General features: G+C 44.7%; 22 protein-coding genes. 10 read left to right on the forward strand and 12 right to left on the reverse strand.

Features of this window, described 5'->3' with window-relative positions; all coding sequences use genetic code 11:
* Positions 1-48: 48 nt before the first annotated feature.
* Complete coding sequence (locus MAS10914_RS0114635) at positions 49-1,329, reverse strand: aminotransferase class I/II-fold pyridoxal phosphate-dependent enzyme (protein WP_017316688.1); 1,281 nt, start codon at positions 1,327-1,329, stop codon at positions 49-51.
* A gap of 476 nt (positions 1,330-1,805) precedes the next feature.
* The gene (locus MAS10914_RS0114640; protein ID WP_017316690.1) at positions 1,806-2,897 is read right to left on the reverse strand and encodes an aromatic ring-hydroxylating dioxygenase subunit alpha; all 1,092 of its coding nucleotides are present in this window, start codon (positions 2,895-2,897) and stop codon (positions 1,806-1,808) included.
* 157 nt (positions 2,898-3,054) lie between these two features.
* Between MAS10914_RS0114640 and MAS10914_RS30215 the strand changes: the two genes are divergently transcribed.
* The gene (locus MAS10914_RS30215; protein ID WP_033365266.1) at positions 3,055-4,251 is read left to right on the forward strand and encodes an MFS transporter; all 1,197 of its coding nucleotides are present in this window, start codon (positions 3,055-3,057) and stop codon (positions 4,249-4,251) included.
* Here MAS10914_RS30215 and MAS10914_RS0114650 read toward each other — a convergent pair.
* Together MAS10914_RS0114650 and MAS10914_RS0114655 are read right to left on the reverse strand one after the other, a co-directional pair.
* Complete coding sequence (locus MAS10914_RS0114650) at positions 4,217-5,911, reverse strand: GH3 auxin-responsive promoter family protein (protein ID WP_017316692.1); 1,695 nt, start codon at positions 5,909-5,911, stop codon at positions 4,217-4,219. The genes MAS10914_RS30215 and MAS10914_RS0114650 overlap by 35 nt on opposite strands.
* Before the next feature lie 18 nt (positions 5,912-5,929).
* Positions 5,930-7,060, reverse strand: a complete 1,131-nt coding sequence (locus tag MAS10914_RS0114655) for an SGNH/GDSL hydrolase family protein (RefSeq protein ID WP_017316693.1) — start codon at positions 7,058-7,060, stop codon at positions 5,930-5,932.
* Positions 7,061-7,284: 224 nt separating this feature from the next.
* Between MAS10914_RS0114655 and MAS10914_RS0114660 the strand changes: the two genes are divergently transcribed.
* From MAS10914_RS0114660 to MAS10914_RS35560, 5 genes are all read left to right on the forward strand, one after another.
* Positions 7,285-7,812: a sterol desaturase family protein gene (locus MAS10914_RS0114660; protein ID WP_017316694.1), complete on the forward strand. Its 528-nt coding sequence runs from the start codon at positions 7,285-7,287 to the stop codon at positions 7,810-7,812.
* Positions 7,813-7,950: 138 nt separating this feature from the next.
* Positions 7,951-8,265, forward strand: coding sequence for an Mpo1-like protein (locus tag MAS10914_RS0114665; RefSeq protein WP_017316695.1), 315 nt, complete (start codon positions 7,951-7,953; stop codon positions 8,263-8,265).
* A gap of 17 nt (positions 8,266-8,282) precedes the next feature.
* Entirely contained in the window at positions 8,283-9,695 is a 1,413-nt protein-coding gene (locus tag MAS10914_RS0114670) for an amidohydrolase family protein (RefSeq protein WP_017316696.1), read from the forward strand.
* A gap of 404 nt (positions 9,696-10,099) precedes the next feature.
* The gene (locus MAS10914_RS0114675; RefSeq protein WP_017316697.1) at positions 10,100-10,369 is read left to right on the forward strand and encodes a hypothetical protein; all 270 of its coding nucleotides are present in this window, start codon (positions 10,100-10,102) and stop codon (positions 10,367-10,369) included.
* 348 nt (positions 10,370-10,717) lie between these two features.
* A complete protein-coding gene (locus MAS10914_RS35560) occupies positions 10,718-10,861 on the forward strand; it encodes a hypothetical protein (RefSeq protein ID WP_232224164.1) in 144 nt (47 codons plus the stop codon).
* Between the two features lie 137 nt (positions 10,862-10,998).
* Here the strand turns inward: MAS10914_RS35560 and ndhM are convergent, their stop codons facing one another.
* Entirely contained in the window at positions 10,999-11,373 is a 375-nt protein-coding gene (gene ndhM / locus MAS10914_RS0114680) for an NAD(P)H-quinone oxidoreductase subunit M (protein WP_017316698.1), read from the reverse strand.
* A gap of 52 nt (positions 11,374-11,425) precedes the next feature.
* Positions 11,426-11,971, reverse strand: a complete 546-nt coding sequence (locus tag MAS10914_RS0114685; RefSeq protein WP_017316699.1) for a LeuD/DmdB family oxidoreductase small subunit — start codon at positions 11,969-11,971, stop codon at positions 11,426-11,428.
* A 471-nt stretch (positions 11,972-12,442) separates the two neighbouring features.
* Here MAS10914_RS0114685 and MAS10914_RS0114690 point away from each other — a divergent pair, with 471 nt between their 5' ends.
* Positions 12,443-12,724 (forward strand): Npun_R1517 family heterocyst differentiation transcriptional regulator, encoded by a 282-nt coding sequence (locus MAS10914_RS0114690; RefSeq protein WP_017316700.1) that lies wholly within the window; start codon positions 12,443-12,445, stop codon positions 12,722-12,724.
* Positions 12,725-13,332: 608 nt separating this feature from the next.
* Here MAS10914_RS0114690 and MAS10914_RS0114695 read toward each other — a convergent pair.
* From MAS10914_RS0114695 to ctpB, 3 genes are all read right to left on the reverse strand, one after another.
* Positions 13,333-14,028 (reverse strand): response regulator transcription factor, encoded by a 696-nt coding sequence (locus MAS10914_RS0114695; protein WP_017316701.1) that lies wholly within the window; start codon positions 14,026-14,028, stop codon positions 13,333-13,335.
* 144 nt (positions 14,029-14,172) lie between these two features.
* Entirely contained in the window at positions 14,173-15,141 is a 969-nt protein-coding gene (locus MAS10914_RS0114700) for a glycosyltransferase (RefSeq protein WP_017316702.1), read from the reverse strand.
* Between the two features lie 148 nt (positions 15,142-15,289).
* Positions 15,290-16,636 carry a carboxyl-terminal processing protease CtpB gene (ctpB, locus tag MAS10914_RS0114705; RefSeq protein WP_017316703.1) on the reverse strand — a complete coding sequence of 449 codons (1,347 nt, stop codon included), beginning with the start codon at positions 16,634-16,636 and terminating at the stop codon, positions 15,290-15,292.
* Positions 16,637-16,936: 300 nt separating this feature from the next.
* Between ctpB and MAS10914_RS0114710 the strand changes: the two genes are divergently transcribed.
* On the forward strand, positions 16,937-17,638 hold the full coding sequence (locus MAS10914_RS0114710) for a YdcF family protein (protein WP_017316704.1): 702 nt from the start codon (positions 16,937-16,939) through the stop codon (positions 17,636-17,638).
* A gap of 6 nt (positions 17,639-17,644) precedes the next feature.
* Here MAS10914_RS0114710 and recJ read toward each other — a convergent pair whose 3' ends face one another.
* The 3 genes from recJ to MAS10914_RS0114725 form a co-directional block, all read right to left on the reverse strand.
* A complete protein-coding gene (gene recJ, locus MAS10914_RS0114715) occupies positions 17,645-20,014 on the reverse strand; it encodes a single-stranded-DNA-specific exonuclease RecJ (protein WP_017316705.1) in 2,370 nt (789 codons plus the stop codon).
* A gap of 148 nt (positions 20,015-20,162) precedes the next feature.
* Positions 20,163-20,804 (reverse strand): GNAT family N-acetyltransferase, encoded by a 642-nt coding sequence (locus tag MAS10914_RS0114720; protein ID WP_017316706.1) that lies wholly within the window; start codon positions 20,802-20,804, stop codon positions 20,163-20,165.
* 29 nt (positions 20,805-20,833) lie between these two features.
* The gene (locus tag MAS10914_RS0114725) at positions 20,834-21,661 is read right to left on the reverse strand and encodes a PD-(D/E)XK nuclease family protein (RefSeq protein ID WP_017316707.1); all 828 of its coding nucleotides are present in this window, start codon (positions 21,659-21,661) and stop codon (positions 20,834-20,836) included.
* Between the two features lie 254 nt (positions 21,662-21,915).
* On the opposite strand from MAS10914_RS0114725, the gene MAS10914_RS32825 reads away from it, so the two are divergent.
* Complete coding sequence (locus MAS10914_RS32825) at positions 21,916-22,113, forward strand: GUN4 domain-containing protein (RefSeq protein ID WP_269635089.1); 198 nt, start codon at positions 21,916-21,918, stop codon at positions 22,111-22,113.
* A 544-nt stretch (positions 22,114-22,657) separates the two neighbouring features.
* Positions 22,658-23,095 carry a DUF6918 family protein gene (locus MAS10914_RS0114735; RefSeq protein ID WP_017316709.1) on the forward strand — a complete coding sequence of 146 codons (438 nt, stop codon included), beginning with the start codon at positions 22,658-22,660 and terminating at the stop codon, positions 23,093-23,095.
* Positions 23,096-23,098 lie beyond the last annotated feature (3 nt).

The raw sequence follows: 23,098 nt of genomic DNA on the forward strand, positions 1-23,098 counted from the left end.
CAGATATTGTATCGGAATCCAAAATCCAAAATCCAAAATCTCAAATTGTTAAGCACTAATCGTAGGTTTGTACAATAAGTCCCGAATAGCTAGCATTCCCGCAACTAGACGATCCATATCCGCTTGAGTATGGAGAGCGTTAGAGGTAATCCGGATACGGGGTTTAGCAATAAACCAAATGGGAGAAACCCAGATACCGTGTTTTGCCATCAGTTCTCTAGCATAGAGCTTCGGATTAATCTCCTGTGGTAAGATTACTGGGATAACATTCGTCTCGCCAATGGCTAGAAAATCATGTTCAGCTAGGCGCGATCGCAAGTAACGAGTATTTTCCTGAAGTTTTTGTACCCGTTCGGGGGAAGAGCGAACCTGACGGATACTTTCTAAGGCAGCAGCAGTGACTGGTGGTGGCAAAGAAATTGTGCCAATCGAGGTGGGAGAGACATCAAGCAGTGGTTTAAGTTCCGCCACATGGCTGCTAATTGCGGCGCCTGCTGAGGCAGCAAACTTGGAGAAAGTCGTCATAATCAGCGGCACAATGCCCCGCTCAACTGCTTGCAGCGGTAGTATACCAAAATGTTCGTAAATTCCTCTTCCCGTTGCGCCGATCGCTCCACTGGCATGAGCCTCGTCCATCAGCAAGACGCTGCCTGGGTAATTTTGCAGCACGTCCAGCATATCAGGTAAGGGAGCAATATCACCATCCATGGAAAATACGGCATCGGAAACCACCATAATCCGGTCATCTGGTTGAGCGTACCGTCGCAGCTTGCGAGCCAAGTCATTGACATCACAGTGGCGGTATGCTTTGACACGGACGCGGGGACTATGCCCAAATACCTTCCCGGAACGAGTCCCTGCGTTCACAACTGCTGAGACGATGCAGCCGTGGTTGAGGACATCGGTGAGAATGAGCGTCTCGCGGGTATTCTGAAATCCTGGCACTGGAATTGCCAGGTGACAGAAAGCATCCATCAAGGCTTGCATTGCCATCCAAGCATTCATAAATAACTGCGTGTAGGGCAGATGCTTGAAAGCAGAAATTTCGTTTTCCAGCTGCCGATGTAGGTCAATGCGACCACTTAAAACCGATGTGGAGCTGTTAGACGTTCCGTATTTCAAAATGGCATCAATGGCAGCTTGCTTAACGGCTTCTTCGTGAGTTAACCCCAAGACATCATTTGTACAAAAGGTGAGAACGGTTCGACGTTCACCAGTTGCCGCCTCTTCAATTTCGACTAAATTACCCTGCTTGTTATGACAGACATACTCATCAGGATCAAGTCCACTTTCGTACCAGCGCTGCACATACTCTTTTACAATTTGCACGAATTTACCCCTCACCTTTTCCTAGATAGCGTATCGCTTCTAGCTCAACAGTATATTTTCACAAGCTGGGTGTTTGCTATATAGATCTGGCAAAATGTTGGCTGGGAGAAGACTTAATAGTGTCTACTAATACATCCAGCCAAATCACCTTACTAAGGTAGTGCCAAAACACGCTTTTGTAGCAAGCTGGTTAGAAAAGCCGCCACTGCTAATACAGTTGCCTTCATCCAATTGCATTTTCTTTGGTTAGCTCCGCTTGATCTAAAACGATAGCTTTAGATCGACAGACAAATTTTTCCAAGTCTCGGTTCCGATTGTTTTGCAATTGACCACCAAAACAGCGCTGAGGAAAGAGTAATGAGTAGAAGAAATATAAGTACTCGGCACATAGGATATGATGCCTCGCCCAGAAGGGGCGCTCAATAGCTTTCCTTAGCGAGGAAGGGGTGGATTCTGCTTGTGAGTTGTCTTTCAAGTTAATTCTGAGTTCTGATCTGCTTGAGTTCTGAGTTCTTTTCATTCTTATTTTGCATATATTGCTCGTACTGCCGGATAGCCAGCCGCTGAACCGCAATAATAGCCGGGTTAATTTCCACATAGCGCCGATGCGGATTCTCTAAATAGGTTCGCTGCTCATTTTCTATCATTTCGATGTCTTGGGCTAGAAATTTCCGCAACACAAAGTGTTCGATGAAGGCTTGTAGCAGTGGCTTGAGTGGTCTGAGTATCCATTTGGGAAAGCGAATTTTGAAGAAAAACAAGGCAATCGACCGAGATTCAGTTGGTCCTACCGGCAGCCGCATCAGGTATAGAGTAGAAATTCCCTCCAGAGAACTGTAAAAGTAAGGGTAGCGATACTCAGTTGAGACAGGTAGGGTTGTCACCTGGTCAGCTCGTTCACTCAATCCTAAGAACTTGGCCATATGACCTTTATAGGAAACCAGATATTCGGTACGAACTGATGTGTCAGTCTCTTGTAAACTAATTAAGACTGGGTCGAACCAGCCCTGCAAATTTTGATGTAGAAAACCATGGAAGACATCCATAGAGTTTTCATTGCAGATAGAAAAATGTGCATTGATTTTGGCAGGGACAGGAACCATAAACCAGTCAGATTGGTCAAATTCAGGAATATCGGGTGGCTGACAGGTTTGGGCTAAGGTGGAATCACCAAGGAAAACCCAGATGAGATCGTATTTTTCCTGAATTGGATAACTGCGGGCTTGGGCGCGGGGAAGTTTTTGTTCTTTAGGAAGGTAAGGAATGCCAACGCAATTACCCTGAGGGTTAAATTCCCAGCCATGATAAGCACAAGCCAAGTTGCAGCCTTGTACTTTGCCCTTGTGCAACGCTACGCCTTTGTGAGGGCATACATCCTCTAAGGCATGCAGCTGACCGCTCTCATCGCGGTAAATGGCAATTGCTTGCTGCCAAATTACTACGGGCATGATGCTACCGGGCTTGAGTTGGCTTGCCCAACCAACCGCGTACCAGTAATTGGGGTTGATGCCTACTTGTCGGACAGCATTTTGAACTGTCTGGCTTGTTAAGGTCGGAGCCAGTTCCATGCGTTCGTGCCTCTATGCCTGTTTCTGTATTTAGCTTCCTAGTCTCTCATAAGTCAATCAACTTTTGAGCACGAATCCAGACAGCATACTCCTACGTCTACTTAGCTAAAGTACTCAACCTACGCTATAGTTGCCAAAAATTTCAATTTTCTAGCTTATGTTAAGTGTGTTCAATGATTTTAGATTGTTAGTACTACTGGCGGCAGGGTCTCTAACCACAATGGCTGGGGGAGTTGTTGCTCCAATCATGCCAGAGATGATTCAACAACTCCACCTTAACCCAGGGTTAGCAGGTAATCTCGTAAGTATACATTGCTTGACAATTGCTCTATTTAGCCCTCTATTCGGTATCTTAGCAGACAGAATTGGTCGGGTACGTGTGCTAGTAGCCTCTTTGGTTCTCTACGCGCTGTTTGGCACGGCAGGAGCTTTCATGCACTCATTAGGCTTATTGTTAGTGATGCGGGGGTTGCTGGGCGCAGCAAGTGGTGGAATTGCCGCAGCTAGTCTAGGCTTGCTGACGAGTATGTATGAAGGTGAGGCGCGATCGCAAGCCTTGGGTCACGCAACCAGTACCCTCACAATTGCTGGCATTTTCTTCCCTCTATTGGGTGGCTGGGTCGGTGCAACTCACTGGCAATTTGCTTTTTATCTGTATGGATTAGGATTGCCCCTAGCGTTCATGGCAGCCTTCATCCTAAGGAAATCGATACCGACGAAAGCGACTGCAGTCCAATCGCGCCACAAACTCAGCCAAGTTTTAGGGCATGGCTATACATTATGGTTGTTACTGTCCCTTAGTCTGGCATCAATCGCGATGTATACTGTGGTCATCTATGCACCGCTCTACCTCAAAGCAACGATTGGAGCCGGAGCAGCCCTGAATGGCGTTGTCCTAGCATCACGGGCAGTTGGGGCTGCTAGTATATCAGCATTTGGAGCTAGGCAGTTCGCTCAAAGCTTCGGCTTAGAGCGTTCCACAGCACTCGGCTTTGGATTGATGGCTGTAACATTGGGAACGATCCCGTTCCTGCGCCAACTAGGCTTGATTGTGCTGACAGCGGTGCTTTTTGGCGTGGGATTTGGCATTGTGCTACCCAACCTCTACAACGCCCTCGCAAACCTAGCCCCTGCAAAACTGCGCTCAAGTGTGCTAGCAGCTGGAACGGGTGCTGGTTTCTTAGGACAGTTCCTTTGTCCCATCCTACTTGGACCAGTGCTCAGTTATGGCAGACTCGAAGAAGTCTTTTATACCGCAGCAAGTGTATGTCTGGTGGCAGGGCTATTGCTGTTCCTAGTTGCTACAAATACTAAATACGTTAATCGGAATCCTCCCGATCTTCCGGAAGCCTAACTTCCTGCTCTACCTTCAGTCCAGCGAGAAAACTCCGGTCTTCGCTGATATGGGGAAATTTCAGTTGAGAATCGGGAATTCCCTTTTGCAGCTGACGTTGGCGGAGGATAGTGAAGCTTCCAGGGGCTAAAATCCTCAGCCGAGGCGGTGGGATTTGACCTGGGCGCTTGACTTCATAGGAAGTATGAATTTCCTTTAGCTTGTGGTCAAACCTCTCTAGAAAGGCTTGAGGAACATTCAGCTTTTGACCGGAGGCGAGTTCAATGTTGACTAGATAATGGGCAGGAATATCATTTGCTGTCAAGGTAATACAAAAATCCTCTAAGCTTATGCCAAATTCTTGTTGGAGTGTCTGCATCACCTGAGTCACATGAAATTCTGTTGTCTTTTCCGTTATCGAAGAAAGCAGTCCACCATGACGATAACGGAATACGAGTCGTGGAGCTTGCTCGTAAAACCCCAAGACTTCCACAACATCCCCAACATCGTAACGATAGAAACCACTATAGTTGGTCATGACGATCCGGTAGAGTTTTCCTGTCTTGACTTCATTGGCAAGTACCGTTTTCGGATGCTCTGCTTCCCACTGGTCTTGCGGAATAAACTCAAAAAAGCCACTTTCAATTGCTAGAATGCTGCCATCGTTATCAAGGTCATGGTTAATCCCAACAGTCCCTTCTGCAGATGAGTAGACTGCACCAAATCCTGGGGTGTCTTGAAAGTAGGTGGGAAACCGTTCAAAGTAAAAATCTGACGTTCCTCCGCGTGCTGTTGCGACAAAGGATAGTTTCGGCCAAACAAGTTTTGGGGTGAGCAGTCCTTCTGACTTCCAGATTTCTCGTAATTGTTGACTACGGCTGGGTTTTGCTGACCATCTTTGCTCTAATTTGGATCGCAATTCGGGTTCCAGTTCCAACCAACTCGCTATAGTCCCTTTTTCTAAGTCTTGGAGCAGGTCTTCAGTATAGCGCTCCAAGTATTGGCAGGTTCGCAGGACGAGCATGGGAAAGTTTGCCCCTATTCCCCGCACGGACGCTTCGCTGAGGGCAAAAAGCAGGGAGATGTAGTGGCGGGCTAGGCTATCGCCAGGCAACAGAGTCTCGTAAGGGTGAGCAAACAGTTGCTCGTAGACAAACTTGCCCATACGAAGGACTCCGACACTCGCTGGACCGTACTCAATACCCCCAGTTGTACGTCCTAACAGTTGTACTGAGTTAGTTGCTAACATTTTGCCAAACTGTAATTTCCTGGCTCGTAAAGCTGCAATTAAAAAGCCAATGCTGCTTAGGTTAGCCTTTCGCAAAGAATTCTGAAATTTCTGAGTAACTGGGATGAGTTTCTTTTTTCCAGTTGAACCACTTGTAAGATTTAAATAAACAACTGGATCAGGGGTTAAAACATTTTTTTCACCTTGGGCAATTCGTTCGGTATACGCTTCATAGCTACTGTAAGGCAGAACTGGAATCTGCTTTTGAAATTGCTCAATAGTTTTGATATCTCTTAGCCCATATTTGCGACCAATTTCGGTATCTTTATGAGCGAGTAACAGTTGGTGTAAAAACTGCTCCTGCACCGCATCGGTTTGACGGGTTTTCTTAACAAAATTTTCTTTAGCACGTTCAGCAACAACCGTCAAAGGTAGCAGCAAGAAATTGGTCATGAAATCCTCACACTTGTGTCAAGAATGTCTGACGGGGTGACAACGCCGCCAGAAACTTTTACTAGCCCCTGTTACAGTCCGCAGCAACCATACAAGCATGAGCATCCCTAGAGATGCTGAAGACGTTGGTTCTGGCACAGCCGCAGGCTTGGACTTCAGTTTCTCAAAGGCTAATTCTCCTACTATCGCATGGGCTGCGGTCGTCGGATGGATGCTGTCCCAAAATAAATATTCGTTTGGGTTAGTACAGGCGATCAAAGTGACTGAATCTAAGCAAGCTTCAGTGACATTTGAGAAACCAAATTTTGTTGGATTGGCGATCGCTTCTTGAAATAAAGAATTGACATCAATAGGTATTAAGTTGATGCCTGGAAGTGTTTGATTTAAGTTGTTGAAGGTGATGGCTAAACTGGAGTTATTAGCCAAACTCAATTGAGTCAGCAAAGTAGAAACATTGGAACCAAGGCTACGCGCGCTGGGTGTGTTTCCCAAATCAGGCGTGTTAAGCACCATGATGTTTCTCGCACCGGCATTAAACAGCGATGTTACCCCTTGGGATACATTTTCCGCAAATACCGTACTACTTAAGTTACCAGCACTGATATCATTAGAACCAGCAGCCCATACAATATACAGCGCTTCCGAATCAGCAGACTGATTGACTCGCGCCAAGTCGCTTGTAAATGCTTCTATTTCCGTCAGCACTCCTGGTAAACTTGGATCGCTAGCGTTACCTAAGCCTGATGTCGCACCGCCGAAGGCAAAGTTAACGCTTTGGGTGGTCGTCGCACCATTGAACAAAGAATTCACTCCAAATTCACCACTCGGAGTGATTGTGATAGGAGAACCTACAGCCAAGTTAGTGGATGGAGTCAGGTTTACTCCCAAAGCATCTGCTAGATAATCCACCCAGATCAGACCATTGGAATAACGTCCATTAAAGTAGGGTGGGCTTGGCGGGTCGATTGATATGGTAGGATTGAGTTGATTAGCAACTTGAGTGACATTAAATACATTGCCAGTATCGGATAGACTGTCACCAAAAACATACATTTTATTAAAAGTTGCGGCTGTTGCTTGCAGAGGCAACAGAAAAGGTAACAGAGATCCTGTTATTAAGATTGCTTTTTTGATATTTTTGTTTCTCATTTAAAAGTTTTTGCTATTTTCCAATGTTTGAATTCTCAGATTAACAATTTTTCTGAGAATTCATTGACTCAAAGAACTAATTATGTCAAAACTTGTTGGAACAGTCATGTTTTCTTAAAGAAAATGGCGTGCATTGTTGGGAATGATATGTTCGTTACCCTATAGGATATTAGAATATTCTGGATATACGTTGCTATACAGAACAAGTGTGAGGAAGGGAGTCCATGACCGCGTTGGAGAAGCTTTCCGTTAGTCCAGCCTTCTCCGTAGGAGTAGGAATCGCCTGTTTTGCCCTAGCGTTTGTCTTGGCTAGTTTAGTGGAATATTGGCTACATCGCTTAATGCACATCTCACCCCGGATTGGTGAACGTCACCGCGACCATCACCGTCGCAACGAAGGACAAGGGGTGCTGTGGGAGTTTCGAGACTATGTCAGGGGCAGTTTTGTGGTCATGTGCTTAATGTTTTTCTACTCTTGGGAAGCTGGAATCGGTTGGTTCCTCGGCGGACTAGTTTATGCCGCCTTCTCAGCTTATGCCCATCAGCTACAGCACGAAAACCCAACCAAGTGCTTCTGGATGAAGATGCCGGTTCACTACGTACATCACAAATACGGTATGTGGCATCACAACTTTGGCCTAGCAGTGGATTGGTGGGATCATGTTTTTGGCACTTACAAACCTGTTGAATGGCTGGGTGAAGAGGAACTGAGTCAGCAGCCACGGGGTTATTTACAACTCCGGTGGAGGTAGAAGCGTCTTAACTACCAAAAATTTGGTTTAAATAACTAAAAAAATGTCAATCTCTCACTTTGGCAAGAATGTTAGTGATATCTTTGCCTACAAAGCTTGGAGTTTGACTGATTAGGGTTTCACCGCAGGAGAATCAATTTGAGCTACTTCCAGGAAGCCAAAACCCACTTTGTGGCGAGTCATCGGCATCCCATCAACCAGATTTTGCACCACTTAACGAACATCTTGGCGATCGCAGCTGTCGTTTCGCTGTTCTACGATTGGCGGTGGACGCTCGTTTGCTTGGTGCTCACCCAAGTTTTTGCTCTGGGCGGACATGCATTTTTTGAGAAGAATGAACCCGCTTTTGTCAAGTATCCCGGGATTACTATCTTAGTCTCGATCATGTGGTCGTTTGAGAACTTGTTTGGTCTACGTCAAGCTTGGGCTTACTTTAAGCGCCAGACTGCCTAAATTTAAGAGGAGAATTCATGTACAAAGGTCTAGTGGTAATTGATGCAGATGCCCATAAGATAGAAAATCCCTTAGTGATGCGGGATTATCTTGAGCGGGAGTTTCGCGATCGCATTGGTTTAGTCAGCGATAGTCTCGGCGACCAACGGGCGCGAATCATGGATTTTAACCCGGTAACGGGTAAAAATGACTTGATGCGGATGTTCCCGCAACCTCAGGGGCTGGGTAAAGGTGGTTTCCGGACGCTTCATCCCGACACAACTCTAGGCGCTATGTTCAATCGCGTACGGATTGAACATATGGATCAAGAAGGTGTTGATGTTCATGTCATTTATGGCACGCTCAACTTAATCTTCTCTAGCATTATGGACAAGGACTTGGGCGTAGCACTTTGTCGTGCCTACAACAGTTACATTGCCGATGACTGCCGGGGATACGATAATCGGCTCAAACCAATTGGTGTCTTACCTCTACAAGACGTAGACGCTGCGGTTGCGGAAATGCATCGTTGCGTTAATGAACTCGGCATGATTGGCGTTGCTGTTGCCCCGAACTTAGCAATCCCCCATCCCAAAGCACCAGAAGCATTCCCAGAGATCCGCACTTGTAAAGCGATTAGCCATCCTGACTTTCGTCCCATCCTCCAAGCAGCAGTAGACTTGAATGTTGCTCTTGGTATTCACGGTGGTCCTGGTTCTTCCATGGTGGGTGGGATTGCAGACCATATGGAAACCTTCGTCCTCACGCACGTTTTTGTGCAGCGCAACCAGCAACAATTAGCTTTGGCGCGGATGATTTTTGATGGTGCATTTGAGCAATTCCCCACTTTGCGAGTAGGCTTTTTAGAAGGTGGTTGCGGTTGGTTGCCGGATCTTGCCCATGCCTTTCACGAGCATTGGGAAAAACGCATCCGCGACTTTGACCCTAAGCATCCTTATCGCCCCTCCTTGATGGAGTTCACCAAGCTGATGATTCAGGAAAGAGGCACGCACAACAATATCAACCTGATTAGTCAGGCGAAAAACCTCTTTGACCTTTTGTGGAATGCCCAGCATGACCCCACTCAGATTGATGATGCCAGCCTCTATGAACACTATGAACTTCGTCATAGAGACCCCATGGAGTACTTTGAGAGAGGTCAAATTTTCACCTCTTTTGAATCAGATGACCCCGCTCCTGCTTATCTTCCTGCTGGGATGGGGGACGTAGGTAAGCGTGTGGCTTGTTTCTCAGGCGATTACGGTCACTGGGACGGCGTACTCCATAACTGTGTTAAGGATGCTGCCTCTGTCGCCGATTATGACCGAGAGCATTTAGAACTCCTGCTTGGCGGCAATGCACTGTCTCTCTATGGCGATCGCTTGCGCCAATCCTTGCCCATTAAACTACTGGAGGAGACCTCGAGTCTAACCAGCATCGTTCAGGATTGAGTCAAGGGGGAGCGGTAACGCTCCACCCCTGTGATCAGGAACCGTGCTTGCACCTTTAGGCGCACACAGGTACTCAAATTCTTACTTAAGAATAAGGTCTTCTTCAGTGGTCAGCGTTATTCTTGATGGGGCAGGCAGTGCTCATCACTTCATTGTTGCACTCCCCCTATTTTACGTTTTTTTTGTTAACCTACTTACTCCATCAGAAAGAGGAGATAAATTGGGTTTTTCCTTAATTTGTAAGTAGGTGGAATTTAATTAACCTTAGTTAAAGCTGAGGGCAGCTTTAACTAAGGTTGTTAAGTGCTGTTCATTCTTAGCAAAGACCTCTGCTTTGTCTTATTGCTAAACCCACCACTTGGAACAGCACAAATTTGACACATTTAATAACTGGTGAGAGTCTCATGGAAGATAACACACAAAAAGATATTCATCGTGCAGTTAACCCTGGTGATGTGATTTCTGAAGAACCACAAACCGTTGAAGAAAAGGCAAAACAACTTGCCGTTGATTCTCCAGATATCACAGGAGACCATATTGAAGTTCCAACTTATTTTGTCGTTGACGAGCCAAATGGTGAGAAAAAGGCTTTACATCATGTGAAAGATGCGGAAGAGATTTCTGATGTCATTCGACAAGCACGAGTTGACGAAGAAGGCAATAGGATTTGGTAATAGATATTTAGCGGTCAGCGGTTAGCAATTAGCTTTCAGGTAGCTAATTGCCGACCGCTTTTTATGAACTAAATCTAACGGTTTGTCTAGTTTAATGGCAATGAGTGCATTACCAACTAGTTTAAAAGTAGGACAAAAAGAATCAGCATAATGGTTGTTGTGAATCACTACTCAACCGGCTGACATTTCTTTATAGGCAAATATTAGACTTGGGTAGTGCAACTATTTTTTGAGATCATCCCCCGACTAAAGTATAGGGGATAAGACCGTTGATAGTTAACGAGCAATAGTCAATAGCGTTAAGGTTTCTTTTATCTCACTTCACTTCAAGTTTTAAGTTCCCAAAATTTGACTGAACCATACCAAGTAAGTTGGGGAGAGGAATTTGAGAATCTAGCAATTCACCATCCTGTCCCAATTAAAGCAAAAATGGAAGAAAAAGGTATCAGTACTGAGGATAGCAGCGTATACCTAAGAGTTGAGTACAACTAGCAAAAGAAAAGGCAGGCTGCATTAACAGCAGACCAGCCTGGTATTTTGGGAATTTTCCCATTGAGAATCATCATTAAGAAAAAGAAAGAAGAAAGAAGAAAGAAAATACAAAAACTTCTTCACTCTTCACTCTTGATTCATAACCCATAACTCTCTTGATTTTCGTTAGATGCAACTTGGGGAAGTCCCATGCTGTAGTTAATGACACGTCCGGACAGACTGTAGCTGATTTCGCCTTTGTGCAGGAGTGAGCGCAGAAAATGCTCTAAGTCCGAGCCAATGCGGCGTAAGTTGTAGTCTGTGAGGTCTGTACCACTATATGCTTCTACCAGCTCATCAAACTGGCGATAAACCTTTTGCAGAGCATCTTCATTCCAGTTGAATTCGTTGTCTGGGTCAATATCCAAGGTTAAAACCTGATTACTGGGAACGAGTTCTCCATCCCGGTCTATTTCAGCGGCAAAAATCCGTATGTGCCGGGTTGTGGACTTGAGCAGCATCGGGTTGTCCATAAGCAGTTAGATATGTGGGTTAATCGCGCTGAAATCATTGTAGACGGAATTGTTAGCGGGAAGAAATCATGCCTGTCTGACGAGCATAGGCAAAGATACCACCTGCATCAATCACTGGTCCCACGTCTCCTAAGGGTTTGAGGTTGTATATCTGACCAAGGGTGTGGTTTATCAATTGATTGCCTTCAAAATTTATTGATACTTCTTGACCTGTTTCAAACTGGTTGCATAACCTTTCCAGCGACTCCCAAGGATAAAGTTCACCTGTAGCAGCGCAATTGCGGAAAAAGATGCGGGCATAGGACTGGGCAACTACTGCTTTGACACCACTAGCGCCCAAGGCTATGGGGGCATGTTCCCGTGAGGAACCGCAGCCAAAGTTTTCTCCTGCCACAATTATCGGGTAGGTTGTTTTCATTTCGCCTGGAACTATAAATTTGCCGTAGCGATTGGGTAAGCCAGCTAAAGCATAACTTCCAAGCTTTTCGTACTCATCCGCTTTGGAAGGAACCAAGGTGAGATATTCGGCTGGAATAATTTGATCTGTGTCTATATTGTCATCGAGAACAAAAATCTTACCCCTAATTACTTTGGTCATTTAGGTTTCCTGCCTTTTTAAATAAAAAAATCGTACATTTAGTAATTTTACGGAATTGTGGTGCAGCAATGTCTGGCTATCATTGAGAGAGAAAATAATCAGCGAATTTACTTACGTAGTAGCACGAGTTGTTAAGTAAAATCTCAAACTGTTATTGACGTTTAGATAAAGTTGATGTAAAAACCTTTAAAAAGCTCAAACAAGTTCTTACAGAAACTTTATTGCATAGAATCTTAAAAACTGAATAATAGTTATGGTTTACTTGAACCATACCTATTGTAAAAACCTGAGAATCTAGACCGTGAAAGTCAGCTTGAAAGTAAACAGGAGAGTAAAATGCGATTCCATTGCTTATTGACAAACAAGAATTGTTAATTCAAACACTTTGAGAGTAAAAAAATATAAGGAATTCTTGCTTGAAAGATAGCTGCTCACCCAAATTCCCATCTAGTACAAGGAAGCCTAAAAACTATGAACTCTGAAGCATTACAACGGCAGGTAAATAGTATCGATGTAGGTGTTTATGAGTGCGAAATCCATCTGAAATTCCGGTTAATAGAGGAAAAAAGTCTGTTAGGCGATCGCGACCAACTTCTGCAGGTACTGCTAGACGCTTTAACTGAGGGATCTGACGACTTTTTAGAAACCTTACATACAACTGTTAAGGCGCAAGAAGTGCCTGAGTTGAAGGCATCCCCGCAAATGCGACGTCGCCTGATGCGCTTACGCAACTCTGCTGAGGTGAGTCAATAGTTAAATTTGTTGTCATCCGAGTAGTGACAAATAATGTATCGGGCATAAAATATTGGCTTTCGTTGACTTTGCCCATTGGTTGATTTGTTCTAATAATGACTTGGCTTGCTTAACCAACCTCCACGAACCATAGCGCTGGGGCTTGCAATAGCTCTCACCCTTAGCACGACGGACACAAATGGGTGCCTACTAGATGTTGCATTCATGCCTGGCTTCTTAGCGGGGTTATGGTTATGAAAAATTTAGATTTCAGGGTAATTGCTCTATCATCCACATTATTCCTCCAGAAATTGAAGGAGCTTGAATAAGACCCAAATTTTCTGCTATTTTTTAGATAAATCTGACTAAAATCAGCAAAAATCGAGCTAGTCAGTATTGGCAATAAATTGTGCCTTTTTTCAATTAGTTAAGTAGGGTCAGCTAGCCTCAAACTCACGTACGCGCTCAAAGTTAGGGTTCTTCTGGCTTGGTAGAAGTGGGAAGAAGTAGACATCAAAGTCGCTATAAGTAACTTTCCGACATCTTAAACCAGAAAACACAAAGGCAGAAGACTCAACCAAAGCCATTCTTCACTTGAGCCGTCTGCCTACTGTTTTCTTGGTTCATCTCTACTTTGCAAGACCGTGTTCTAAAGCAAAACGAACTAACTCTGTACGGCTATTGGTGCCGGTTTTACTGAACAAACGGCTAACATACTTCTCTACATTTCGGACGCTCGTTTCTAAACGACGAGCGATTTCTTTATTCATCAACCCCTCAGCAACCAAGTTTAAAACACTTTGTTCTCTGGGGGTTAAGTCAATGGCAAAAGGTGTCGGAGATTGAGCTATTGCATTTTTTTGAGTTAACAAAGCTTTAATTTGGGCAATTTGATTGGCAAGTTCGGTGATATCAGGCGCTTCACCGTCTTCACTTGTCGCTGGACTCCTAGCGACGCGCCGTTCCAGTAAATTTTCAACAATTGCCACAAGCTCATCTGGATCAAAGGGCTTGGGCAGATAGGCATCAACACCAGCTTGATAACCTTGGATGCGATCAGTTGTCATGCCCTTAGCAGTGAGAAATATCACTGGCAGCGATCGGAAGCGAGGATCTTCCCGCAGTTGCTTGAGGAACTGGTAGCCATCCACCTGTGGCATCATGATGTCAGAAATCACTAAGTCAGGTGTGTTTTGCTGCATCAACTCCCAGCCCTCTCGGGCGTTACTGGCAACTTGAACGCCAAAACCGCTTTCTTGCAAATAGTCTTTGACGGCTTCACGCAATCCCGGTTCATCATCTACCAGTAACAATTGAGCTGCCATTTACCGTTTCCCTTTGCGCGACTTTTCTCCAATTTAGCGAAATTAAGTGACGCTGGGCTACTAGGGTGATGGGGAGAATAATGTTTACTTTTAAGTTAATTCTCAAGTCGTAATTTAAAATCAAAAATTCACAATCCAGAATGATCACAACCGCTCAATTATCATGGCGTTCTCCGGCAACTTGGCTTCCCGTTGCCCAGCAGCACGCGCTCTAGCAGTGTACAATCCAATTGGGGTACTTACTAAATCGATAAGCCTAGCTTTACCTGTTAAAGCCTTCACGCTGTCCCTTGGGACTTCCTTCACCAACCAACGTCCCAGACGGTAGAAGCATTCGGTGAGGGTCATGTCGCGCATCAAATCGACACCGTGGAGTTCATGCAAATAACGATTTGAGCGCCCGTAGCGCCGCCATTGACTTTCTAGTTCCTTGAGGGTGGCGCGGTGGCGATGCCTTACAATAGCATTGGGGGCAAATTCTAAACGTCCGATATTTTGCCGCAAAATTCGCCAACAGATATCAGCATCCCCACCACTGGTGAGATAAGGACGAAACAAACCCACTTGTTCCAAAGCTTGTCGTCGTATCGCTAAATTTGCAGTTTGACCGTAGGGACAGAAGGGATGAGCAAGGGTGTGCTTTTGTGAGAGGGTTTCTTGACGATCTGCATGTTGTTCTAGCAGTGTCCTTCCCGGTAGCGCCACAATCTCACCAGCAACAATGACAACATCTGACTTGACGAAAGGCGCAATTAATGCATTAAGCCATTCGGGTTGCGGACGACAATCCGCATCGGTAAAGGCAAGTATCTCACCACTTGCAGCGCGAATGCCAGCGTTACGGGCGGCGTAGGAGCTTTGAATGTGATTTTTGCTCTGGGGACGAATTGTGATAGAGCTATTTTCGGCAGCTTCTTTAAGTAAGGCAAAAGTGCGATCGCCACTATTATTGTCCACCAGCAAATACTCTACCCGGTGTTTTGGGTAAGTTTGAGCCAAAAGACAAGAGATCAACTCTGGTAAATCAGCCTCACCATTATAAATAGGCACAACCACTGATACCTTTGGTAAGAAGGTATTAACAGTGGTTGTCTCAACTGCTTCACTATTCATAGCTTTAAGATTTTGGATTAGGAATTGAGGACTGTTAGTTGTTTGTTGTTGGTTTTTAGTTTTTAGTTGTTAACTACTAACTACTAACTACTAACTACTAACCAGTCTCCTTTGTCCAGTATTCCCAATCCAAAATTTGGAAGTTCAGCTAAAATTTCAAATCTGTAGCGCGATTGCTCATGGGTTGTTGTTGCAATGGTTGATTTTGCTGAGTGGGTCGAGCAAAGCTGTTGCTAGATAGAACTGCTAGTGCTCGTGCATATTGAGGGTCATTCTTAGTTCCTAACAAATCTGGATTTGCTGCTAGTTGACGTTGTTGTGCCTCTGTTAGGTCTAATTTGATATCTGGCGCAATCCCTTTGTGATTGATATCTGTTCCCTTAGGAGTGTAATAATGAGCTATAGTGATAGCTACGCCGGAACCATCTGCGAGTTCATGAACCGACTGTACTAAGGCTTTACCAAAGGTTTGACTGCCAACAACGACCGCTCGGTTATTATCCTTGAGTGCGCCCGTCAGGATTTCGCTAGCACTAGCTGAATTGTTATCCACTAGTACCACCACAGGGCGTTTTGTCAGGGCAGTGTGATTTGCCTTAGTTTCTTCACTTCCTCCCTTACGGTCCACAGTCTTGACAATGGCACCGTTATCCATCCACATCCGGGCAATTTCAATGCTCGCCTGCAACAAACCGCCAGGGTTGCTACGCAAATCCAATACAAAGCCATCGACTTGTTTAGCATTCAAATCGCGGATAGCGCGTCGCATCTGAGTTCCAGCATGAGCACTGAACTCTCGCAGGCGTATATAACCAACGCGGCGATTGCCTTCTTGCTTCAAGCTGTAACGCACTGTCGGCACTTCAATACTTGCCCGTGTCAGATTCACATCAAAAGCACTCTGCCCATTTCTTCCTAGCCGCAAAGTCAACTTAGTACCTGCTCTGCCGCGAATTAGGTTTGACGCATCTTCCGCTTTCATCTGGCTTGTGGGTTTGCCGTCAATTGCCACAATCCAATCGCCAGATCTAATACCAGCTTTGAGTGCAGGGGAATTTTCTATGGCTTCGATAACGGTGAGCTTCTTGGTTTGCTCGTTCAATTCCATCCGAATGCCAATTCCAGAGACTTCCCCAGATGTTTGATTAGTTAGGGCTTCATACTGTTTGGGATCCATAAACCGAGTGTAAGGGTCCCCCAATTTTTCTAATGCTTGGCGGATAGCAGTGTATGCTTCTTGTTGGGAAGTATAGTCTTTACTGAGCAGACTTTGCCTAACTGCTAACCAATCTTGTTTGTTAAATGAGCCATCTACATATTCACGATTCACTAGTTGCCAGACTACGTCGACTACCGCTTTCGGGCTATCTTGGAGAGCGGCACGCACGGAGCGACACCAAACTGAACCAAATGCGGACAATGTAGCAGTTGAGGCGATTGCTCCGCTAATAAAGGCTAGTTGGAGCGGCGAGTAACGTTTCGCAGATCGATTCATGTATATTAGCTGGAATAATTGTGTTGTTGACAGTGTAGCAATCCGGCTTTCCTGGGGTTTATAAGTTTTTCTTCTCAACTATAATTTCTTCATCACTTTTCCTTGATGTTCTTTGAGAATACTGCATCCTGTTCATGCAGCTTTTTAACTCTAGCTTACTTCTCTCGCAAGCTTACTGCCACTATGTGGTACTTTCATCAGTGCCATATAAGCAGTCAATATTACCCTATAAAATAGCACTTAGCTGGCTCAACTGGTGTTGCCGACTCTACGAAAGAAAGCTTGTATTGAGTAGCGATTATGAGACGTAAAGTTACAAACAGTCCACTTAGCTCAGTGTCAGAGCAATTGCCCAGAAGGCGGCAATTTTTACAAAGACTAACTTTTGGGCTGTGCCTTGTGTTAGTCAGCTGGCTAGTTTTTAACACTATAACCTTACTTTCTGTATCTTCCAAGCAAACAGATGCCTTTTTTGTGCTTGGTGGCAGCATTCGTCGGGAAATTTATGTTGCCCAGTTGGCAAAACAATACCCGCAAACCCCTATTTTAATTTCTCGAGGTTCTCCAGACCCCTGTATTTGGCTGATTTTTCAGCGGCAAGCCCTCCAGAGAATGCAAAATGTTTGGTTGGAAAAGTGCGCGGATTCCACCTTCGGTAATTTTTACTATTCCATTCCCATCCTCCGCCGTTGGGGGGTGCATAAGGTGAAGCTAATTACCTCGCCGACGCACTTCCCGCGTGCTAAATGGATGGCACAGATTCTTTTTGGTGTTCATGGTATTTGGGTGGAACCAGACATTGTTCAAGAGCAAGGTGTTCCAGGAAATAAGGAGTCTTGGCTCAAAACAGGACTAGATGTCACACGTAGTTTGTTGTGGGCAGGGTTCAGCCCGATTATTCAGCCGCAATGTTCCAATATTACGAGATTGACAGAGGTAAATATGAATTTTTGGCAGAATCAGGGTTTTCAATGCGAACGTCAGGGTCAAATTTGGGAGTAGGGGAGATTATTGACTATTGACGATCGCCTCAATTGTTGATAAGGGTACTTCAGCAAAATACTCACGCTGAAATTGTTCTTCGCGAACAGCGGCTAAAAATTTTTCCACAGCAGCTTCTGCTAGAGAGGGTTCAATAGTGGAATGCTGACTGAAAGTTAACAAACGGTCTTGGCGTGAGATTTTGAAACCCAAATATTTCAAACCTCTTAACCCTAAAAGTAAGGCTTGGTCATTGATACCAAGTTTTTCCAACAACTGCATACGGGTCACAAGTTGATTTGTGCGACTGAGATATTTGGCAAGTCCCACAAGGGTAAGCCAGATTTGTTCTGGTGGTTTGGGGTCTGGTTTTGACCAAGCAAGCGCTAGAGGTTGTTGGTTGTGCAGTGAACGTCTCAAATGCGCGCGTAAATCCTCCCAACTTGTTGGACAATCTTTGAGGAGGAGGGGGGAAGTGGGAGAGGGGAGGAGGGGGAGAGTGGAGATGTTGCGCCAATCTATTACGAGTGCTGAGTTCTGATTGTTGATTGCTGATTGCTGACGAGAACGCACCGCCATGAGTCGGATTTCGTAGCGTTTTTTGAAGGTGTTGTAGTCTAGTTCAGCGATGCAGTCACACCTTCCTATAGATAATTCATCTTTGTAGTGTCCCCACCACACACCAGGAAAAGGATTTCTCGTCGAACCATCCCGAATATCAAACTCAGCTTTTATGTACTGTACCTTTTTCCCTTGCCAATCTTGTTGATTACGATGCCAAGCATTTTCAAACCAGCAGTTTTGAATCAAAAGTTTTGGAACTGGGTTTCCCATTCCACAGGGTTCTAGCAGTTTTAGTTCTAAAAATAACTCTTTCCCCAAGTCCGCCACTGTTACAGCTAAATCTGCTTGCACGGTCGGTGTCAGGGTTGTTCCTCCTAAAGATTGGCGCAACCTTTGGTTAATCGCCTCTGTAAATAATGGAATATTTTCTACAGGCAGACTTAATCCTGCTGCATAGGGATGTCCGCCAAATCGATGCAACAAATGTGACTGGTGTTTGACCAATTGGTATAAATCAACCGAGTTGACCGAACGGGCGGAACCACGGGCAAGAAGAGTGGAGGAAGTGGAGGAAGTGGGGGAAGATGGGGAAGAGGAAGAAGTATTTTCTCCCCCTAATCCCCCTACTCCCTCCGTACTCAAAAGGATAGTTGGGCGTCCTGTCTCCTGTGCGACTTGTCCTGCGACTAACCCCAAAACGCCAACAGCCCATTGGGGGTCTTCTAGGACGATGACGCTAGTAGTTGATAAGTCCATTTTGGAAAGCTTTTGCGCGACTTGCTGGGCAACATCTTTCTGTAAAGATTTGCGGCGAGTGTTCGCTAATTCTGTGACTTCTGCAAGTTCATTGACACGCTTTTGGTCGCGACTGGTCAGTAATTCCACGCAAAAAGAGGCATCCCCTTGAATGCGACTAACTGCGTTAATTCGTGGACCCAAACCGAAGGAAATATCTGTGGGGCGATCGCCACTTTTTTGGCATAATTCCAATAATCGCCCTACCCCTGGTCGCCTTCGCATCCCTGGTGTTTTTTTAAAATCTTCTTGCAGTTGCCCAATTCCCAATTGTGCCAAGTAACGACAATCTCCACTCAACTGCACCAAGTCAGCAATTAACCCAACCGCAACTAAATCCAATAAATCCTGTAGCGGTTGTTGCGGGACATTTGGTAGGGTTTGATAAAGGGCTTCCACTAACTTGTAAGCCACCGCTACTCCAGAAAGATGAAACAGCTGATGCGTCTGGTGCAAATAGCGGGGGTTAATAATTGCCGTCACTGGGGGACGTTCCGGAGGTAAGGTGTGGTGGTCTGTAACTATAACGTCTATACCTAGTTGCTTGGCATAAGTAATTTCACTAATGTTTGTACTGCCAGTGTCACACGTCACAATTAACTGAAAACCTTGTTTTGCTAATCTCTCAATTCCTTGACAATTCAGTCCGTGTGATTCTGTTAAGCGATTGGGAATGTAGTAAATAAGCTGAGTGTTTTGGGCAAAAAATTGTCCCAAGCCATCCCACAACACAGCAGTAGACGTGATACCATCAGCATCAAAGTCTCCCCAAATAGCGATTTTTTCACCAGTCTCTCGTGCTTGTTGCAACCGTTCCACCGCCCGATGTATTTCTTGTCCAAACTCAAACGGATTCGCGGGTTGATAAGCTTTTGGATTGACAAAAGCCGCTAGTTGTGCATCGTCTCGTATTCCTCGTTGCCATAACAGCTGTGCTGCAAAATATCCACCTGATGCTGGTGCATATTGCTTCACCGCTTGGATAAACCATTCTGGGGGTTGTTCAGTTGTCGCAAGGATCCACTGTTGTTCTGACATATAGAGATTAAGATATCTATGAACAAAAACCGAGTTCTGAGAAATAAAACCACAGATGGACACAGATGGACACAGATGATTTATCTGCGTGCATCTGCGTCCATCTGCGGTTCCAAATACTAAATTATGATTTTGGCAGTTAAGTTAATTAAACGGGCGCTTCTTCCTCAGAGGTATGAGGTTCACTTACCAAAGTATTCAAGGCGACTTCACTTGCAACTCCATCAGACTTGCGTGTTGCTCTTATAGCAGGACGAGAACGCTTGTAACCTGCCCTTTCAGCTTTTTGGTGTTCGTATTCAATCAGTCTGCCATAGTATTCGTGCCTGCTTAAATTCATCGACAAGAAAACGTGTTGACGGACATTACCAAAACCCTTGCGGTTAAAAAACTTCACGGCTGGAGTATTTGCTGGGTCAGTGTCTACCAGCATGAACCGCGCCCCATCTTCAATCATACGTGCAATGACTTTATCAACCAGCCTGTCTCCCACGCCGCAACGCTGAAATTTAGGACTGACTCCTAACCACAGGATGTATCCGTAAGTCCAGGATGCTTTGGTAATAATAGTTCCTAAAATAAATCCTGCCAGTTCTCCATCAACTTCTGCAACAAGGCAGTATTCTGGATCTGTGTTGTAAAGCCCTATCACCTCCCACTCATCCCAGCAACGATATAAATACGGATATAAATCGCTGGTAAATAACTCTTCCCCCAAGTGATAAACGGGGGCTATGTCATCTATTCCTAATTCGCGGACATATACCGCTTCGATTTCATCAAAATGCATAAAATAATAATCAAGAAGTTATCTGTAATTCACAGAGTGACTTCTTGAATGCTAGCTAGATTCAGTAAGTTCGTGTCTACTGTTATAGGAGACTTTGCTGTAGGCATTTGTTCAGAACCGTGTTGGGAGCGATCGCAACGCTTTGTATACTGACAGTAATCGCAAGCTTTGCTACCCTCTGGTTCTTGTGGAAATGGTTCTCCCAATTGGTAACGTTCCATCCAATAGGTTAATCGACTTAAAAGTTGATTAAGTCTCTTTGCTGTTTGTTGGTGCTGAACAGTGTTGTAGCTAAATTTAATACTTTGCGGCTGACCTTCTGATTGGACAAACCAGTAAGTCATTGAAATATTTTCTGGCAGATAATCGCTAGTTTCAGCTAAAACATACAGGTAAAGACGTGTCTGCCAGTTTTGTTCCAACTTGCTTTTATTGGGCGGTTTGGGATAAGTTTTCCAGTCAAGAATTTGTGCTTGCTGGTTGTCTGCAATCAATAAATCGTAGATAACTGTGAGCAAATAGTCTTGAACTTGCAGAGTTCGGTAGTGTTCACTTTCGCGGAAAGTTTGGCTACCAGGTGCAGGTGTTAAAATGTCTGGTGCTGCATCAGCAAAAGCTCTCATCCAGCTTTGCAACTGGGCATCTTCTTGCAGGAAAGTATCAATGGGTAAACCCATTTCTCGCTGCTGCATCAGCAGGTGAAAGCGACTTCCTAAAGTCTGCCGTTCCTCATGTTCTGGATCTGCGGGAGAATGGAGTTGTTCTAAGTAGGTGTATTGAAATTGGCGGGGACAACGTTCTAAGATGTTCAGTTGTCCTTGCGAAAGTCGCAAGAGTTGTGTTTGAGTTGACTGCATACATACTATTTTAGAGGTTAGCACTTATATTGAGAAAAGCAAGCGCGTTGCCAGCATATGTACTTATGCAACTTACCAGCTTAAAACGACAAAATCGCTTCTTGCTTTATTTTATAGATGCAGATGATAGCTGATTTCATCAAAGCTAGACTAGTAAGTAATTACACTTATGCCTATCCCTTCAGGAGCATTGATACTCTAGTGAAAAATCTTGATTTTGAGATTAAATAAATCGGAACAATCCGGAAAAGCTGATTAGCGCTTGTGGTGTAGATTACACTAGACTGGGTGACTTATTAGCATATGGGCGGTGGCAAGAGGCTGACCAAGAAACGGAAATGGTCATACTGAAAGCAGCTGGTCGAGAGGGGAATTTGCTGAATGTCCCATCCATCCAAAAATTGCCAGCACGAGACCTACGCACCATTGACCAGCTTTTACAAATTTTATAAATAGAGGAAAAAGTAGCAAGGCTGTAACTTGCTACCATGAAAGTCTAAGAATATTTGAAATATGTCCGTCCCCAAAAATTATCACTACCTAATTTAATCTTAACTTTTCTGACTGGTTATTAAAGAAATGATGAAATTACTTTGTTTTCCTACTTAACAAAGCTATGAATCGTTTTAAGATGTTATTGTTTTTTTAGTTGATACAAAGAGCAATCATGGTTAGAACAGTTAATGTTGAAAATTCACTTGAAACATCAAACTAGTTACGAAACCTGATTGGGTGCAGTACTTTAGGCATTTCCAAAATAACTCTAACCATGCAAGAAGAAAACATATTTAACCATGATTTTTCACCTAACTGTTTAACTTCTTTTAAGTCATGGCTTTAGTTTTCTTTTGGCTCACTTTTTCTCGGTGAACTAAGTTGATCTAACCTGAAAAAGGTTACGAACATCCTCTAACTCTCATATCATTTTCTATAATTTCCTGCTCGCCAGGAAAATTAGTTGCATAGAAATTAAGCGTGACATTAAGGAGAATCGAAATGGGACTTAGCGATGGTCTCTCAAACCCAGATAAAAAGAATATGGTCGTGGCTGACTGCACAAAGTTGATAGACACGCAGGTCGCTACAATGGGAGGAGTTTCTGGTCTGGCATTAAAAGCCGGCTACGCTGCCGTCAAGGGTATCGCTCCCAATTACTGTACCCAAGCCATCGGGAGACTTCTGCCGCAAGCCTTCGCGGCACTCGATCCCATTTGGAGTGAGGGCAAACAGACGGGCGACGCGGTCGAACATCTCACACAAAACCGGTCTCGCACAGCGGACGCACTGCTGGGCGTCACCGACGCCAGAATCGAGAAAAGCAAAAACACGACCGTGCAGGGTGTATATAACAAACTCCGCAACTCAGCTAAGAAGCATGTAGAGGAAGCGGTACCGGGTTTAGCTAAGATAATCGATAACTACGCCAACAGCTAAACG

Source organism: Mastigocladopsis repens PCC 10914 (assembly GCF_000315565.1).
Lineage (GTDB): Bacteria > Cyanobacteriota > Cyanobacteriia > Cyanobacteriales > Nostocaceae > Mastigocladopsis > Mastigocladopsis repens.

Coding starts and splice junctions, on each gene's coding strand:
- MAS10914_RS0114640 (WP_017316690.1), bottom strand. CDS start 2,897: ATGGAACTGGCTCCGACCTTAACAAGCCAGACAGTTCAAAATGCTGTC.
- MAS10914_RS30215 (WP_033365266.1), top strand. CDS start 3,055: ATGTTAAGTGTGTTCAATGATTTTAGATTGTTAGTACTACTGGCGGCA.
- MAS10914_RS0114650 (WP_017316692.1), bottom strand. CDS start 5,911: ATGACCAATTTCTTGCTGCTACCTTTGACGGTTGTTGCTGAACGTGCT.
- MAS10914_RS0114655 (WP_017316693.1), bottom strand. CDS start 7,060: ATGAGAAACAAAAATATCAAAAAAGCAATCTTAATAACAGGATCTCTG.
- MAS10914_RS0114660 (WP_017316694.1), top strand. CDS start 7,285: ATGACCGCGTTGGAGAAGCTTTCCGTTAGTCCAGCCTTCTCCGTAGGA.
- MAS10914_RS0114670 (WP_017316696.1), top strand. CDS start 8,283: ATGTACAAAGGTCTAGTGGTAATTGATGCAGATGCCCATAAGATAGAA.
- MAS10914_RS0114675 (WP_017316697.1), top strand. CDS start 10,100: ATGGAAGATAACACACAAAAAGATATTCATCGTGCAGTTAACCCTGGT.
- ndhM (WP_017316698.1), bottom strand. CDS start 11,373: ATGGACAACCCGATGCTGCTCAAGTCCACAACCCGGCACATACGGATT.
- MAS10914_RS0114685 (WP_017316699.1), bottom strand. CDS start 11,971: ATGACCAAAGTAATTAGGGGTAAGATTTTTGTTCTCGATGACAATATA.
- MAS10914_RS0114690 (WP_017316700.1), top strand. CDS start 12,443: ATGAACTCTGAAGCATTACAACGGCAGGTAAATAGTATCGATGTAGGT.
- MAS10914_RS0114695 (WP_017316701.1), bottom strand. CDS start 14,028: ATGGCAGCTCAATTGTTACTGGTAGATGATGAACCGGGATTGCGTGAA.
- MAS10914_RS0114700 (WP_017316702.1), bottom strand. CDS start 15,141: ATGAATAGTGAAGCAGTTGAGACAACCACTGTTAATACCTTCTTACCA.
- ctpB (WP_017316703.1), bottom strand. CDS start 16,636: ATGAATCGATCTGCGAAACGTTACTCGCCGCTCCAACTAGCCTTTATT.
- MAS10914_RS0114710 (WP_017316704.1), top strand. CDS start 16,937: ATGAGACGTAAAGTTACAAACAGTCCACTTAGCTCAGTGTCAGAGCAA.
- recJ (WP_017316705.1), bottom strand. CDS start 20,014: ATGTCAGAACAACAGTGGATCCTTGCGACAACTGAACAACCCCCAGAA.
- MAS10914_RS0114720 (WP_017316706.1), bottom strand. CDS start 20,804: ATGCATTTTGATGAAATCGAAGCGGTATATGTCCGCGAATTAGGAATA.
- MAS10914_RS0114725 (WP_017316707.1), bottom strand. CDS start 21,661: ATGCAGTCAACTCAAACACAACTCTTGCGACTTTCGCAAGGACAACTG.
- MAS10914_RS0114735 (WP_017316709.1), top strand. CDS start 22,658: ATGGGACTTAGCGATGGTCTCTCAAACCCAGATAAAAAGAATATGGTC.